This is a genomic window from Methanofervidicoccus abyssi, assembly GCF_004310395.1.
Taxonomy (GTDB): domain Archaea; phylum AGJL01; class Methanococci; order Methanococcales; family Methanococcaceae; genus Methanofervidicoccus; species Methanofervidicoccus abyssi.
Map to the genome: position 1 here is coordinate 366,484 of NZ_BFAX01000003.1, position 13,733 is coordinate 380,216.

The 13,733-nt window shown below is 44.7% G+C and carries 7 protein-coding genes, 1 tRNA gene, 3 rRNA genes, 1 other RNA gene and 1 pseudogene; 4 read left to right on the top strand and 9 right to left on the bottom strand.

Features of this window, described 5'->3' with window-relative positions:
* Positions 1–15 precede the first annotated feature (15 nt).
* Positions 16–1,693: pseudogene (locus tag MHHB_RS04365) on the bottom strand (DUF5591 domain-containing protein).
* Between the two features lie 504 nt (positions 1,694–2,197).
* On the opposite strand from MHHB_RS04365, the gene MHHB_RS04370 reads away from it, so the two are divergent.
* Positions 2,198–3,364, top strand: a complete 1,167-nt coding sequence (locus tag MHHB_RS04370) for a TraB/GumN family protein (RefSeq protein WP_131007378.1) — start codon at positions 2,198–2,200, stop codon at positions 3,362–3,364.
* Here the strand turns inward: MHHB_RS04370 and aroD are convergent.
* The 3 genes from aroD to MHHB_RS04385 all read right to left on the bottom strand — a co-directional run bounded on the left by aroD (position 3,353) and on the right by MHHB_RS04385 (position 5,121).
* Positions 3,353–4,015, bottom strand: coding sequence for a type I 3-dehydroquinate dehydratase (gene aroD, locus MHHB_RS04375; protein WP_131007379.1), 663 nt, complete (start codon positions 4,013–4,015; stop codon positions 3,353–3,355). The two genes, MHHB_RS04370 and aroD, sit on opposite strands and share 12 nt — an antisense overlap.
* Positions 4,016–4,272: 257 nt before the next feature.
* Positions 4,273–4,710 carry a methanogenesis marker 5 protein gene (locus MHHB_RS04380; RefSeq protein WP_131007381.1) on the bottom strand — a complete coding sequence of 146 codons (438 nt, stop codon included), beginning with the start codon at positions 4,708–4,710 and terminating at the stop codon, positions 4,273–4,275.
* A 21-nt stretch (positions 4,711–4,731) separates the two neighbouring features.
* Entirely contained in the window at positions 4,732–5,121 is a 390-nt protein-coding gene (locus MHHB_RS04385; protein ID WP_131007383.1) for a DUF2111 domain-containing protein, read from the bottom strand.
* A 109-nt stretch (positions 5,122–5,230) separates the two neighbouring features.
* Between MHHB_RS04385 and purD the strand changes: the two genes are divergently transcribed.
* From purD to MHHB_RS04400, 3 genes are all read left to right on the top strand, one after another.
* On the top strand, positions 5,231–6,565 hold the full coding sequence (purD, locus tag MHHB_RS04390; RefSeq protein WP_131007385.1) for a phosphoribosylamine--glycine ligase: 1,335 nt from the start codon (positions 5,231–5,233) through the stop codon (positions 6,563–6,565).
* Between the two features lie 187 nt (positions 6,566–6,752).
* The gene (locus MHHB_RS04395; RefSeq protein ID WP_131007387.1) at positions 6,753–7,901 is read left to right on the top strand and encodes a pyridoxal-phosphate-dependent aminotransferase family protein; all 1,149 of its coding nucleotides are present in this window, start codon (positions 6,753–6,755) and stop codon (positions 7,899–7,901) included.
* A gap of 328 nt (positions 7,902–8,229) precedes the next feature.
* Entirely contained in the window at positions 8,230–8,430 is a 201-nt protein-coding gene (locus tag MHHB_RS04400) for a 4Fe-4S dicluster domain-containing protein (protein ID WP_131007388.1), read from the top strand.
* Between the two features lie 71 nt (positions 8,431–8,501).
* On the opposite strand, the gene rnpB is transcribed toward MHHB_RS04400, so the two are convergent.
* The 5 genes from rnpB to MHHB_RS04425 all read right to left on the bottom strand — a co-directional run bounded on the left by rnpB (position 8,502) and on the right by MHHB_RS04425 (position 13,640).
* Positions 8,502–8,739, bottom strand: an RNA gene (gene rnpB / locus MHHB_RS04405) — RNase P RNA component.
* Positions 8,740–8,764: 25 nt separating this feature from the next.
* Positions 8,765–8,879 (bottom strand): 5S ribosomal RNA (gene rrf, locus MHHB_RS04410).
* Positions 8,880–8,929: 50 nt separating this feature from the next.
* Positions 8,930–11,924: ribosomal RNA gene (locus MHHB_RS04415) — 23S ribosomal RNA — on the bottom strand.
* A 102-nt stretch (positions 11,925–12,026) separates the two neighbouring features.
* A tRNA-Ala gene (locus MHHB_RS04420) sits at positions 12,027–12,099 on the bottom strand.
* Positions 12,100–12,151: 52 nt separating this feature from the next.
* Positions 12,152–13,640, bottom strand: a 16S ribosomal RNA gene (locus MHHB_RS04425).
* Together the 16S, 23S and 5S rRNA genes with 1 tRNA gene alongside form the textbook arrangement of a ribosomal RNA operon.
* Between the last annotated feature and the right edge of the window lie 93 nt (positions 13,641–13,733).

Sequence of the window (13,733 nt, forward strand, 5' to 3'; positions counted from 1 at the left end):
TATTTTAACAAAGGATTAACTACTACCTACATGTCTAACATTTACTAACATCCCTTTTTTAGCTCTCTTCATCTCGGAGCCATTTAGAATAGCCCTTCCCACCCCAATTACTTCATCCTCGTAGATAATCACCACCTCGTCCCTTACAGATATATTCTCATCACAGTCCTCAAATCCTGGAGGGAATAGAGCCCCCTTTTTAACCTTAAAATTAACCTCTACCCAGTTTACCTTTCCAAGTAACTTACCACCTTCGTGAGTTAAGACGTAGAGACCAGTCTCGGGATTTATGGAACATATCTGAATTAATTTGTTGTCTTTTTTGATAAAGAATCTCTTAATCTCTCCTTTAACTACCACATCGTCAGGAATGATATTTTTCTTAAATTGAAACTTTGAAAGCTCCTTGTAGTTGTGAAGAGTTTGCATCCTCCTTAATTTTTTTAAATCCTTCTCTTTTATTTCACACTCTTCTTTTAACTCCCTAAGTGTATTTCTTAGAGTTTTTAGGGATTCTGAAGATGTTGGATCTCCCTTAGACGTTACTATAAGATCTCCGTACTTCTCGCATGTGTCCTTCAGTATCTCTAGGTAATGATCAGGAAGATGGGCCAATATCTTTAGATGTTGGAACTTCTTTCTTCCCTTTTTTAGTAAGTTATCTAGCTCTCTGTTAATAAACTCTATTTCCTCTAAGGACCACCTGCCTGTAACCGGGATGTCGTAGTTTACTACACCTTCAAGAGCTCTGGGAACTACACCGTAGGGAGAAGTGATAATAACTTCCTCAACTGGAAATCCTACAGGTTTTATTGCATTTATGAAATAACTGTGAGACTTAGATCGTGAGTAAGGTTTCTTAGAAGAGCAAGGTAGTAGAACTATGGTATCTGTAAATAACTCGTAGTTTCTCGCCCTCTCTATGTATTTTTTTTACTTCAGGTATTTCAGTCTCATCTATTGTAACGATTATTTTTTTTCCCTTTGACAGTGGAATGTTTCTTAAGTCTGGTTCATATATCCTGTAGTTTGCCCGTAGGTAGGGATCTGATACTGTAGTCTCTTCGACGAGATTCCTCAGAATTCCCTCCCTTATACAGTACCTTACCTCCATCAGCACCTGGGAGATAATCTCTATATTGTGGTTTATTATCTCCTCCTTATCTTTATCTGTTAATACCATCCTGTTCTTTGTAAAGTAGTATCCAAGAGATCCGTAATAGTAGGCGGAGGAGTAATCGAAGTAATCTACACCGAGATATACCAGTAGAGGTATCTCCCAAGGTAGTGCTGTAGGGAAGTATATGGCACTGTTTGGAGAGATAGATGTTCTTATCTTCTGTAGCAACTGTACTAATTCCTTTCTCTTTATAAGTCTTCTACCATCACCTATTATCACTAAATCGGGAATGTCTTTTAATATACTATCTAGCATATCTAGATGTTTCCCCACATTGACTATAAGGTATTTAAGATTATAACCTTCCAATTCAATGGTACTATAGAGTTTATCCCTGTTTATATTTAGTAGATGTTCTGCTACCTCTTTTGGGGAATCAAAGGGTATCTTCAAGATAGGAGGTTTGATGTTTTTAATTATATCACTGTCTATTATATTTGGAGTATATCTACCACCTTTTTTATAACTCTCCTTACATATCCTACCTATGTCGTAGTGGATAGGTTCTAACATGTTATCACAGTGTAACTTATAAGGATTATGGATATGGATAATAGTATAATACTCCAAAACTATATATAAAAACCTCTAGTTCCCATTAAAAAACGATAAAGAATAAATTATTATAACAACAGTAAGATAAAAATAAAAAAATCCCTATAATCAGTAAAAATATAAAATTTAAAATTGTTTGACACTTCTATCATATCCTCGTATTCAGAAAACATCTTATTTTTAAATAAAAATAATAAAAAGATAAATATTATAATAATAAGGTAACAAATCCTAAAAACATCCTGAAAAAAGTAAAATAAGTTTTTATTTCCTGGAGTATACGGAGTATGGAAAAATAAATAGGATTTCTGTTAATATTTCTTCTTAAGGGAGGTTTTTTATCACTTCTGTTTAATTTTTTAATTATTTATTTTTCATAATTCTATGTTATATGTTACTATAATTATAAATATTATTATATTATTAAGAATCTTGATAAGTTAGATGTCTCCTGGTGAAATAATGTACCATATCACGATAAATAACGGAAACAACAGTTGTGATATTTATATTTTAGGTACAGCTCATGTTTCAGAGGACAGTATAAGGAAGGTGGAGGAGGTCATAAACGAGATAGATCCTGACCTAATAGCAGTTGAGTTGGACAGTGAGAGGTTTCTCGCCCTTATAAATGAAGAAGATAATAATCTAAAGAACGTGAATATATGGAAGGTGCTAAAAAGTGGAGATATTGGATTATTTTTATTTCATACAATTCTTGCAAGTTTTCAGAAGGAGATAGGGGAGAAGTTCAACATCAAACCTGGTAGTGAGATGAAAAGAGCCGTGGAGCTAGCTAAATTGTATAAGAAACCTCTCTATCTGATAGATAGACCTATAGATATTACATTGAGACGTGCATTAGGTAGTATGCCTCTAAAAGAGAAGTTAAAGTTATTCTATCAGTTATTTGAAGGTGGAGATATTAAAGAGTTAGATAAGAAGTCTATAAGAGAAATGATAAATAATGCCCAAGAGTTAGTTGAAATATTGAAAGACTTATCGCCTACCCTTTACAGGGTTTTTGTGGATGAAAGAGACAAATACATGGCAAAGAACATCTTTGATACCAGTATTGGAAGAAAAAAGATACTTGTTGTAGTTGGGGCAGGTCATGTTAAAGGAATAGTAGATTATCTAAAAAAACTTGAAAGAGGGGAAATAGAGATCGATCTCAATGAACTTACGGAAGTAAAAAGAGGAAGAAATTATTTAAAAATAGCATTTTCAGTGGTTTTAATTGGAATCATACTTTATGGAATATTCTCACTTTCTTCTAATCTTGAGATGTTGAAAAAACTTACTATAGACTGGATACTGATAAATGGTACATTATCTGCATTGGGGGTGATCCTTGCACGGGGTAAGTTACCTTCTGTTATCTCGGCATTCCTTGTGGCACCTATAACTTCCCTGATACCTGTTATTGGAGCAGGTTATATCGTAGGATTGGTGGAGTTGAAGTGTAGAGGTATAACTCCGGAAGATATTCACCACCTATTTAAATGTGATAGGTTGAGGGAGTTAATGGACAATAACCTTATGAGGGTATTGATGGTAGCAGCTTTCTCCAGTCTAGGAAGTGCAATAGGTACTTTTTACTTTATACCTAAGTTCTTAGGACTCTGAGATAAGCCTGTATATCTCCTTTAACATCTCTACATCAATCTGTCCAGGTGCAGAGGATTTATTCTCCATAGAAGCAAAGGTCAATATACTTCCAAAGTAGGTTCCCAGTATCCTTGTTAATTTACCCTTTTTTCCCATTCCTATACCTATTACCTTCCCTTCAAATTCCTGTATAACCCTTAAAACATTTAAAATATCTCTGTTGTTATTAACCATAGTAGCAAATTTGCCAATATCTCCTATTTGGAGTTCTTTATTTACAATGTCTAAGAGTTTATTGTAGGAAGGAGTTTCTTTAAAGTTGTGGTAGGATATGACGATCTTAGTCTTTGAATTCACATTATCTCTAAAATCAACAAGTTCTCTGTTTCTTTTTTCCTTTAACTCTACGTCTATATATCTCACGTTGTTTTCAATAGCTACCTTGTATAACTCTATTCTCTTATCGTCGCTACCTCTATATTTTCCTCCTTCCCAATGTGCCCTTATTGTGATAATTGAGGGATATTTGGCTATCTCTACAATGTCTTCCTCTCTGATTTCCTTGAAGTAATCCACTCTAAATTCTACGATATCTGCAACTTCTAAGGCCCTCTCGGCACTGATTAAGGCCTTTTCTACACTCTCCTCTACTATTGGGACACATATCATATTTATCCCTTTTATTTTTATGATCAAATCTTAACTCCCATTCAAAAAAGTAAAATAAACTCTTATCTTCTGACTAGTTAATTATTGAAGAAATAGAGTAGGATTATCTGTTAAATGTTTTATTAAGAGTTTTTTCTCATATTTTTTTGTTATTTTACTCCATTAGTTCAAAATGTTATATTTTTCGACTTTTTAAGTTATTATTCCATTATCATGATGGATATGGAAACATTACTTCGAAATAAAAGGATTGTTATTTATTCCAACTCATTAAGGAACTTGGCTATCTTTTGGACTACGATTTTAGCCTCTTCTTCATTCTTAGGGTATATAAGGTTCAACTTCGGTATCCCCCTTCTCCTTATAAGATACTTTGTAAGTTCATTTGTCCTGGCACAACCTATACATCCAAAGGCCATAGGAGCTTCATCCATTATAATAGCAGCATCTGCCTCTTCAATTAGAGGACCTATTAAGGCCATCCTCCCCCTAACTCCAGAAGGCACCTCTATTGCTGCATAACGTAATCCCTTTTTGGGATCTTCGTCAGTCATGTTCATTGGAGGACTATCTATCTCTGGAGTTCTAACTTTTTTACCTATAACGTTGTTGAGCATTAAAGGCTTATGGCCAAACCTTTCAACGAGATCTCCAAGTATTAAACTGTTAGGTGGATATATAAATATCTTCTTCATGTTTTCACCATCAATATTCCCTTACTTAGGAAAGGCATCTTCAGGAAGGAATTTCACCAATTCTGGTCTCCTTGAGAGTGTCAACACTTCTTCAAACATCCCTGCAGTGATGTCCACTACTCCAACTGCTCCAACTACTTCACCATCATCTACTATTGGTACCACTATTACCGGCAGTCCTGCGTAAGGACCTTTTATAACACTTACTCTCAAAATCTCCCCTAACTCCATAGCCAGCTTTAATACATATCCCTCGTAGTTGGTATCTACAATCTTCCCCTTTTCAACTCTTACACCAGGTTTTTCTCTGGACCTCATAGTAACAGGTACTTTATTTACAAGGAGGTGTATCGCATATGCTATCGGTGCTATCTCTTTAGCATCAGCTTTTTTCAAAAACTCTTTTAACACATTTTCACCTTTAAAAGGTATTCTCTATTATATAAAAATATTTATAAACAAAAAGTTTTTTATTGTTTTTATAATTTCTAATATTATTATATAAAAAGCTGGTGATAAGATGAAGGTGTTGTTAATAGGTGGTGGAGCAAGAGAACATGCTATTGCAGAGGTTCTTAAGAATAATCCCTCTGTAAAACTCTACACAGTTATGAAAAACAGAAATCCTGGGATATACAGGATCTCAGAAAAGGTTTCCTTAAAACCCGAAACAGATATAGAGGCTGTAAAGTCCTTTGCAAAGGAAATAAATCCAGATATTGCAGTTATCGGCCCTGAGGCTCCTTTAGGGGTAGGGATGGCAGATGCACTCTGGGATATGGGGATACCTACTGTAGGGCCAAAGAAACGCCCTGCACAGATCGAAACCAGTAAAGAGTTTATGAGGAAGTTAATGGAAAAGTATAATATAAAAGGATCTGTAAAATACGCTTCCTTTAATACCTACGACGGTGTGGAGGAATTCATAGATAGTTTAAGTGAGGAAGGGATAGATGTAGTTGTGAAACCTGTGGGGTTAACTGGAGGTAAAGGTGTAAAGGTGGTGGGAGAGCAACTGAAGGATAACGAGGAGGCTAAGAAATATGCAAAGGAGATCTTTGAAAAGAATATAGGAGGAGGGAAAGTAGTAATAGAGGAGAAACTTGTAGGGGTGGAATTTACACTCCATGGTTTTGTAGATGGAAAGAATATTGTCTTCACTCCTGCAGTCCAGGATCATCCCCATGCCTACGAAGGAGATGAAGGACCAATTACTGGAGGTATGGGATCTTTCTCCTGTCCAGATCACAAGTTGCCGTTCCTGACTGATAGAGATCTGGAGGAAGCTAAGGAGATTATGAGGGATACAGTTGAGGCTATTAGAAAGGAAGTTGGCCCATACCAAGGTATACTCTACGGCCAGTTTATGCTAACAGTTGATGGGCCAAAGATAGTGGAGTACAACGCAAGGTTTGGAGATCCTGAAGCTATGAATATTCTGCCCCTCTTGAAAAACGACTTCGTAGAGGTGTGCGAGGCTATAGTTGATGGTACTTTAGATAAGATAAATTTGGAGTTCGAGAAGAAGGCAAGTGTATGTAAATACGTTGCACCAAAGGGGTATCCAACAGATCCTGTGAAGGGTGAAGTTATAAAAGTAGATGAAAAGAAAATAAGGGAGACTGGGGCACTTCTATACTATGCTTCAGTGGATGAGAGAGACGGAAAGTTGTATTTAACAGGTTCGAGGAGTGTTGCCGTAGTGGGGGTATCGGAGAGTATCGAAGAGTGTGAGAGGATTGTAGAAGAAGCTATAAAGTATATAGAAGGGAAGGTATTCCACAGGAGAGATATAGGTAAAATAGAGTTGATCAGAAAGAGAGTTGAAATGATGAAAAAGTTGAGGGAGAGTTAAAGTATAGGTCTTATTAAAAACTATTTATAAAAAATCTTAAAATTGATAATATCCGATAAAAACAAATAAAGTGAAAAAGTAAAATTCTTATGTTATCCTAGAGAACTTTTACTTTAATTTTATTATTAATTTTTTATTATAATCGTTATTAATAATAATGGAAATCGATTAGATAGAGGGGATAAGGATGAAAAGAATAAATTATGACAAACTTCTAATGATTCCAGGGCCCACTATGGTGTCAAGTGAAGTGCTAAATACAATGGCTTACCCTATAATAGGTCATAGAACTAAGGAGTTCGGAGCACTGTTGGAAGATACTGTGGAGAAGATGAAGAAGGTATTTATTACTAAGGGAGACGTCTATATCATCACTGGATCTGGGACTGCAGTTATGGATATGGCTATTGCTAACACTGTAAATAAGGGAGATAAGGTACTTACCATATGTAACGGTAACTTTGGAGAGAGATTCTCTAAGATCGTAGAGGTATATAAGGGAGAAGTTATTAAATTGGAGTATTCTTGGGGCAAAGGTGCAAGGCCTGAAGATGTAAAGAGGATCTTAGAAGAGAACCCTGATATCAAAGCTGTTACTGTAGTTCATAACGAAACATCAACAGGTGTAAGGAATCCAATTAAGGATATCGGAAAGATAGTTAAAGATTACGACGCTCTCTATATAGTCGATACAATCTCCTCCTTAGGTGGAGACTACGTAGATGTAGATGGGTTCCACATAGATATATGTATTGCAGGTTCCCAGAAGTGTCTGGGGGCTCCTCCAGGAATCTCTGCCATATCTATAAGTGAGAAAGCCTGGGATGTTATAAACTCTACAGAGAGTAAGTCTTTCTACTTAGATATAAAGGCGTACAGGGATAGGTTTGAGAGTAAGAAAGAATCTCCTTATACTCCAGCAGTTTCACTAATCTATGCACTAAATAAGGCGTTGGATAGAGTGCTTGAAGAGGGACTGGAGAACAGAGTTAAGAGACACGAAAGGATGGCAAGGGCAACAGTTACAGGTTTGGAGGCTATGGGGATAGAACTCTTTGCAGAGGAATGGGCGAGATCTATCACTGTAACATCTGCTATATATCCACACGGTATAGAAGATAAGGAGTTTAGGAAGATCCTCTCCAATAAATACAATGTGGTTATCGCTGGAGGACAGGGCCAGGTTAGTGGTAAGATATTCAGGATAGGACATATGGGAGAAGTAAAGGAAATCCATATACTAGGAACCTTGGCTGCCATAGAGATGGCATTTAAAGAGTTAGGTTATAACACCAGTGGAGGAGTAGATGCTGCCAAAGAGATATTGGAGAGATAATAACTTAATTTTATTAATATAAAAATTGAACAAAGACAAAGACATCTCCTTTATTTTATTTTATTCTATCTTTATTTTTTTACTATCAATAAATCCTAGTTTCCATTAATATCTTATAAAATTATGATTTTTATAAAAATAATAGGGATAATAAAAAATAAAAAAACTCCTATCAATCTAAAAATTTTTAAAGTTATAAAATAGATAAATGTCTTCAATCTCTAAAGATTGAAAGAAAAGAAAAATCCTTAATACCTCCTAACTACAACAGGATAACTTTATGCCTTCTGAGAGGATAATGTAACATGAAAATTTTTGAGGTGACAACATGAAGATTGAAATAGATGAGAAATACTGTAAAGGATGCGATATATGTATATTCATATGTCCAAGGGATGTATTTATAAAGTCCGACAAACTAAATAAAAAGGGTATCTATCCACCTGTGCCTAAGTACCCCGAAAATTGTACTAAGTGTCAACTGTGTGTATTACAATGTCCAGATCAGGCCATCTCTATTTTAGATTAAACATTTTTAATTATTTGTAATTAAATATATCTAAATATATAAATATATATTAAAAAATAAAATACATCATGGCATGGGGGCTATAGCCCGCCTTCTGTAATTTCGGCGACATTCGGCTAAGCGCTAAAACGCTTGCACCCGTGCAGAATGGCCTCGTTTCACCGGCCCCTTGGAACTCCTCAATTTACTATCATTGTCATCGTTCCAAGACCGTGTCGTTTCTGTAGGCCATTCAGCCCCTCTCGGGGCATGATGCACTTTATGGGTGGGCGGAGCTTCCTCCTCACGGAGAGTCGCCAGCCCCCTTGCCATGATTATAAATTATAAAAAAAGTGGCTGACGGCGTCGCCCCGTTCCCACCCAAAGGCAGTACTTGGGGCATCGCTGGAGGGCTTAATTTCCGAGATCGGGACGGGATCGGATGTAGCCCCTCCGCTATGGCCGTCATGCCTGTTAAAAAATCCCCATAAGCCCCCGTACCTTTAAGTGTCCAGGTACTCCAGTATATCCCTCGGGCGATTAGTACTAGCGGACTTAACACCTCGGGGGAAAACCCCTCGGTGCTTACATCCCTAGCCTATCAACCCCCTCTTCTAGGGGTGCCCTCGTCCCCGAAGGGAACGGCTGCCTATTTTCGGGGTGGGTTTCGGGCTTAGATGCTTTCAGCCCTTAACCCTTGGCGCGTGGCTGCTCGGCATGCCCTGTCGGACAGCCGATAGACTAGAGGCGCCGGTGGTTCGTTCCTCTCGTACTAGAACCACCTTCCCCTCAGGCAGCCAACACCTCCAGCAGATAGCAACCAACCTGTCTCACGACGGTTTAAACCCAGCTCGTGATCCCCTTTAATGGGCGAACAGCCCCACCCTTGGGTCCTGCTGCAGACCCAGGATGGGAAAAACCGACATCGATGTAGCAAGCCGCGGGGTCGATATGGGCTCTCGCCCGCGACAACTCTGTTATCCCCGGGGTAGCTTTTCTGTTATCCCTGGCCCCCATCGGTGAGGCACAGGGGTTCGCTAGGCCCGCCTTTCGGCTCGTGACCCCTTATTGTGCGGGGTCACGTCAGGCCGGCTTTTGCCCTTGCACTCAACGGCGGAGTTCTGACCCGCCTGAGCCGACCTTTGGGCCCTCCTGATGCCTTTTCAGGAGGGTGCCGCCCCAGCCAAACTGCCCACCAACCGGTGTCCCCCTACTGGGGTAAGGGACATGGCCATGGGTGGGTGGTGTCCCATGGGCGCCTCCACCTCCCCTGGCGAGGAGGCTTCGACGGCTCCCACCTACGCTGTACACCCACGGCCATGCCCCAACGGCAGGCTGCAGTAAAGCTCCACGGGGTCTTCGCTTCCCACTGGAGGTCTCCGGCCTTTGCACCGGAACGGTAGGTTCACCGGGTTCCAGCCGGGGACAGTGGGGGTCTCGTTACGCCATTCATGCAGGTCGGAACTTACCCGACAAGGAATTTCGCTACCTTAAGAGGGTTATAGTTACCCCCGCCGTTTACTGGCGCTTCACCCGGTTGTACCCGGGCTTCACGTACCAGCACTGGGCAGGCGTCGGCCTTAGTACACACCCTTTCGGGCTAGCTAAGACCTGTGTTTTTATTAAACAGTCGGACCCCCCTAGTCACTGCGACCAGCAGCCCCTTGAGAAGGCCGCTGGCACCCCTTCTCCCGAAGTTACGGGGCCAATTTGCCGACTTCCCTCGGCTGGATTCTCCCGACACGCCTTAGGCTACTCACCTAGGGGCACCTGTGTCGGTTCTGGGTACGGTCGCCAGGGATCCTTGCCAGTTCCCTTTTCACGGGCTCCAGGGCTCGGCCAAACCGCCCTAACGGGCGGCTCATCAGGCTTTCATCCGGTTCTCGTTATTACAACTCTCCCCGGACTTATACCCTTGACCACCCCGACGGGGATGGTTGGCCTACCCTGAAGCGTCAGGAACTGGCCTTGCGTTGCCGCACGTACCCTGGCGGCACAGGAATATTAACCTGTTTCCCTTTCCCCCCGTAGGGGGTTACCCTGGGGGTTAGGACCGGCTAACCCACAGCTGACGACCATTGCTGTGGAAACCTGGCCCCTTCGGCGGTGGGGATTCTCACCCCACTTTGCTGTTACTACTGCCGGGATTCTCGTTTCTACGGGGTCCACCTGACCTCACGGCCAGGCTTCTACCCCCGCAGAACGCCCCCCTACCGGATCACCTTTCGGTGCCCCCGGGTTTCGGTGGCCGGTTTAGCCCCGTCCATTTTCGGGGCCCCTGACCTCGGCAGGTGAGCTGTTACGCACTCTTTAAAGGATGGCTGCTTCTAAGCCAACCTCCCTGCTGTCTTAGGCCAGGGACGCCCTTCGTGTTCGCACTTAACCGGCACTTAGGGACCTTAACCCGGGTCTCGGTTATTCCCGTCTCGGACATACGGCTTACCCGTATGCCCTCACTCGGGGGCTACGGTGTGGACAGGTTTGGAGTTTGACAGGGTGACGAGGGCTTTCGCCCCCTGTTCACCCCATCAGTGCTCTACCCTGCCCACGACCTAACCCCCGGCTAGCCTGCGAGCTACTTCGGGGGGAACCAGCCGTCTCCGGGCTCGATTGGCCTTTCACCCCTAGACCGGGGTCAGAGGAGCGCTTTGCATTGCAACACCCCTGCAGGCCTCCACCCCTCTGATGAGGGGCTTCACCTTGCCCCGGCCTAGATCGCCCGGTTTCGGGTCGTATGGCTGTGACTCCAGGCCCTTAAGACCCCGTCCCTCGGCAAAAAGCCTGCGGACCTGTCGGTTTCCCTACGCCTCCGACCTTGAAGGTCTTAGGCTCGCCACAGCCATACACTCCCCGGCCCGTTTTTCAAAACGGACGGCACGACCCTGGACACTGTTCCTCGTACTACCCTCTCGCGAGGGGTTCCTTCGGAACAGTTGCCTTTGGGGCCGTGCCATACTGTCCCTACCTGGTTTCAGGCTCTTTTCACCCCCTGCTAAGGGTGCTTTTCAGCTTTCCCTCACGGTACTAGTGCGCTATCGGTCTTGGGACGTATTTAGGGTTGGAAGACCGATGCCTCCCAGATTCCCGCGGGATATCCAACCCACGGTACTCAGGGACACCCCAAAAACCCAGGTCAGTTATGCCTACGGGACTTTCACCCTCTATGGTGCGCCATTCCAGGCGACTTCGGCTTCCCAACCTGGGTTTTTTACGGGGGCCCTGCAACCCCACATCCCCTGGATGTTACCACCCAGGGTTCAGTTTGCCCTCTGCCGGTTTCGGTCGCCCCTACTCCCGGCATCCCTGTTGGTTTCTTTTCCTGCGGGTACTAAGATGTTTCAGTTCCCCGCGTTCCCGCTCCTTACGGAGCGCCCCCAAATGGGGCAGGAAGTCCCATTCGGGGATCCCGGGATCTACGGATGCCTGCTCCTCCCCCGGGCTTATCGCAGCTTGCCACGCCCTTCGTCGGCGCCCCAAGCCGAGCCATCCACCAGGTAGGATAACGGATATACTGGAGTACCTGGATATCACCAGGTACGGGGGCTTATGGGGCCCTCATCTAATCTCAGGCTATCGATCCATGACCCCTTGGATCATGGATCGAAAAAAAATAAAGGTGGACCCAGTGGGATTTGAACCCACGGCCTCCGCCTTGCAAGGGCGGCGCTCTCCCAGCTGAGCTATGGGCCCATGATGTAAGCCTGCAACCATTTAGTGCCTGGTAACGACCGGCTTTTTTCCAAGGAGGTGATCCAGCCGCAGGTTCCCCTACGGCTACCTTGTTACGACTTCACCCCCCTCGCTGAGCCCAGGTTCGACCCTGGCCAGCGGCCAGGGCCTCACCTGGACCCAACTCGGGTGGTGTGACGGGCGGTGTGTGCAAGGAGCAGGGACACATTCACCGCAGCATGGTGAGCTGCGATTACTACGGATTCCGCCTTCACGTGGGCGAGTTGCAGCCCACGATCCGAACTACGGTTGGGTTTAGGAGATTGGCTACCCCTTTCGGGGTCGCATCCCACTGTCCCAACCATTGTAGCCCGCGTGTAGCCCAGGGGATTCGGGGCATGCGGACCTATCGTTGCCCGCACCTTCCTCTGGTTTGACACCAGCGGTCCCCTATGAGTGCCCTCCCCCCGGAGGGGGAGATGGCAACATAGGGCGCGGGTCTCGCTCGTTACCTGACTTAACAGGACGCCTCACGGTACGAGCTGACGATGGCCATGCACCACCTCTCAGCGCTTCAGGTAAGGTCGTCAACCTGACCTTCATCATGCTGTCGCCCCTGGTGAGGTGCCCGGCGTTGAATCCAATTAAACCGCAGGCTCCACCCGTTGTAGTGCTCCCCCGCCAATTCCTTTAAGTTTCAGCCTTGCGACCGTACTCCCCAGGCGGCGGACTTAACGGCTTCCCTTCGGCACCGCCTGGGCCCGAAGCCCAGGCGACACCTAGTCCGCAGCGTTTACGGCCGGGACTACCCGGGTATCTAATCCGGTTCGCGCCCCCGGCTTTCGTCCCTCACCGTCGGACCCGTTCCAGGCGGGTGCCTTCGCCATAGGTGGTCCTCCAGGGATCAACGCATTTCACCGCTACCCCTGGAGTACCCCCGCCCTCTCCCGGTCCCAAGTCCAGCAGTATCCCTGCCAGTCCTACGGTTAAGCCGTAGGATTTAAGCAGGGACTTACTGGACCGGCTACGGACGCTTTAGGCCCAATAATAGTGGCCACCACTCGGGCCGCCGGTATTACCGCGGCTGCTGGCACCGGTCTTGCCCAGCCCTTATTCCCGGAGCTTTTTACACTCCGGAAAAGCCGTGGCAAGGCCACGGCACTTGGGGTCCCCCCATCGCACTTTCGTGCATTGTGGAGGTTTCGCGCCTGCTGCGCCCCGTAGGGCCTGGGGCCTTGTCTCAGTCCCCATCTCCGGGCTCCCTCTCTCAAGGCCCGTACCGATCGTAGGCTTGGTGGGCCGTTACCCCACCAACTACCTAATCGGCCGCAGTCCCATCCTCAGGCGGGCATAACGCCCTTTCGGGGAAGGATCATTCCAGACCTCTTCCCCTATGGGGTATTAGCCTCAGTTTCCCGAGGTTATCCCCCACCTGAGGGTAGGTTGACCACGTGTTACTGAGCCGTCCGCCGGTGCCTGCACCCAAAAGGGTGCAGGCCCCTTGACTCGCATGGCTTAGTCGGACCCCAATAGCAGTGGCCTCCGGCGGGATCAACCGGAATTAAAATGGAGTACGATCGCCACCGGTCGTTACCAGGTATCACTTGGTTGCAGGCTTACATCCAACCTAAGTCTTTGACTTAGGTTATCATTCC